2 protein-coding genes are annotated in these 2461 nt (G+C 74.9%); both read right to left on the reverse strand.

The window, feature by feature from the left end; all coding sequences use genetic code 11:
* Nucleotides 1-101: 101 nt before the first annotated feature.
* Nucleotides 102-1391: an iron ABC transporter permease gene (locus tag DQW06_RS20420; RefSeq protein WP_013151427.1), complete on the reverse strand. Its 1290-nt coding sequence runs from the start codon at nucleotides 1389-1391 to the stop codon at nucleotides 102-104.
* Nucleotides 1388-2461 (reverse strand): hemin ABC transporter substrate-binding protein (locus DQW06_RS20425; protein ID WP_232833097.1); only part of this gene is annotated, 1074 nt, incomplete at its 5' end. The genes DQW06_RS20425 and DQW06_RS20420, both read right to left, overlap by 4 nt.

The following is a 2461-nucleotide window of genomic DNA, read 5'->3' on the forward strand; positions in this document are numbered from 1 at the left end:
GAGTATCTCCTCGCCGGGTGGGACCGGGGCGGGGCGCACGGGCGGCCGGTACAGCGGGGAGGCCGCGGCGGCGACCCGCCGCCGCAGTCGGACGAGGGCGCTCACGACCAGCCTCCTTGCCGGGCACGGGTGCGGTACAGCAGGTAGAAGAAGAACGGCCCGCCCAGGGCCGCGGTGACCACGCCCAGGGGGATCTCGGCGGGGGCCGCGACGGTGCGGGCGAGCAGGTCGGCGGCGAGCAGGAGCAGGCCGCCGCCCAGGGCGCTGGCGGGCAGCAGGACCCGGTGCCCGGGGCCGGTGACCATGCGGATGATGTGCGGGACGACCAGGCCCACGAAGGAGACGATCCCGGCGAAGGCGACGGCGGCCGAGGTCAGCAGGGCCATGGCGCAGATGAGGACCAGGCGGGTGCGCTCCACGTCCACGCCCAGGTGGCGGGCGGGCCCCTCGCCGAGGGCGAGCAGGTCCAGGCGGCGCGCGTGGAAGGGGATGACCGACAGCCCGAGCAGCAGGCACGGGGCGATGGCGGCGACCTTGGCCCAGGTGGCGGTGGAGACGCTGCCGAGCTGCCAGAAGGTGATGGTCTGGATCTCGGCGTCCTGGGAGAAGTTGGTCATCAGGCCGATGGCCGCACCGGCGATCGCGTTGACGGCGATACCGGTGAGCAGCAGGGTGACGACCTCGGTGCGTCCGCGCGAGCGCGCGAACACGTACACGAACAGGGTGGTGGCCAGGCCGAACACGAAGGAGGAGGCGATGATCGTCCAGTGGCCGAGGATGGTCAGGCCGGTGAAGATGACGGCGATAGCGCCGACGGCCGCACCGGAGGAGACGCCGATGACGCCGGGTTCGGCCAGGGGGTTGCCGAAGACGCCCTGCATCATGGCGCCCGCCGCGCCCAGGGCTGCGCCGACCATGACGGCCAGGACGACGCGGGGCAGGCGCACGTCCCACAGGACGGTGTGGCCGATCCGGTCGGGCGGGGTGCCCGCCTCCAGACCGAGGGCGTGCAGGAGCGAGGCGGCGACCTGCCCGGGCGGGATGGGGTAGGCCCCGGCCCCGGCGGCGACGACCGCGACCGCGACGAGACCGCCGGTGAGCGAGGCGAGCAGGAGCGCGGCGCGCAGGCGGCGCAGGGCGCGCCGGTCCCGCGGGGCGGCTGGTGCGGTCGTGGCTTTCGAGGCGGCCGGTGCGGTTGTGGGAACGGCTGCTTCGGAAGGGACCTTCGGGGTGGCCGGAGTGAACGATGTGCCTGACGGGACTGCGGGAGGAACGGGTTCGCGGGTGCTGGTTCCGCCCTGCTCGGGGGAGGGCGTGCCGGTGGCCGCCCGAACAGACCCTTCGGGGAGGCCCTGGGCGTCGTCGTCCGCGGGCCTGCGGGGAGCGGTCACCGTTCCCCCTCCCCCGCGCTGACGGCGGCGAGTTCGTCGGCGAGGGCCGCGACGACCTGCGGGGTGCGGGGGCCGAAGTTGAGCAGGACGCCGTCCTCGAAGTCGACGACGGCGCGCGCGGCGCCGGCCGGGGTCTGGGCGACGCCGGGGATCTGGACGAGCCCCTCGATCCCGCCGACCGACTCCAGTCCCTTGGTCATCACCAGGAGCACGTCGGGCTGGGCGGCGATGAGGGCCTCGGTGGTGATGGGGGTGAAGGGTGTGGTCAGGCCCATCTCGACCCCGGCGTCGCGGGCGCCGATCTCGGCCAGCATGGCGTCGGCGCCCGAGCCGGGTCCGCCCAGGAGGTAGACCCCGGCGGTGCCGCGCAGGTAGAGGAAGGCGACGAGGGGGTCGCCGCTGACCGCGGTGGAGTCGGCCCTGACCTCGGCCATCTGCCCGCGCGTGCGTTCGGCCAGGGCCGTGCCGCTGGCCGGGACGCCGAGGGCCTCGGCCACGCGCTCGAAGCGCGGGTACATGTCGTCGATGGACCAGGCCTCCTCCACGATGACGACAGGGACGCCGGAGCTCTGGATCTGCTCGATGGCCTCGGGCGGCCCGGTCTGGGTGTCGGCGAGGACGACCGTGGGCTCCAGGGACAGCACGCTCTCGGCGGAGACCTCGTGCGCCTCGCTGACCGTGGGCAGGTGGGCGGCCTCCTCGAAGGTGGCGCCGACGTCGCGGCCGACGACGTTGTCGCCCAGGCCCAGGGTGAAGACGATCTCGGCGAGGCTGCCGGTGAGCGGGAGGACGCGGCTGGCGTCGGTGACCTCGACCTGCTCGTACTCCAGGGGGTCGGAGCTGGTGCGGTAGGGGTCCAGGACCACCGAGTCGACGGTCACGGGCAGCTCGGGCGCCGCGGGTTCCTCCAGGATCTGGAGGCGGTTCTCGGCGAGGTCGGGGATGCCGGGCGCGTCGCCGGAGGCCGCGGGGTCCGCGTCTCCGGAGGCGCCGCCGGTGCACCCGGTCAGGGCGAGCACGAGCGCGCAGGCGGCGGCGAGGGCGCGGGGAGCGGCGGGGCGGACGCGGAG

The organism is Nocardiopsis sp. TNDT3 (assembly GCF_003427465.1).
Lineage (GTDB): Bacteria > Actinomycetota > Actinomycetes > Streptosporangiales > Streptosporangiaceae > Nocardiopsis > Nocardiopsis dassonvillei.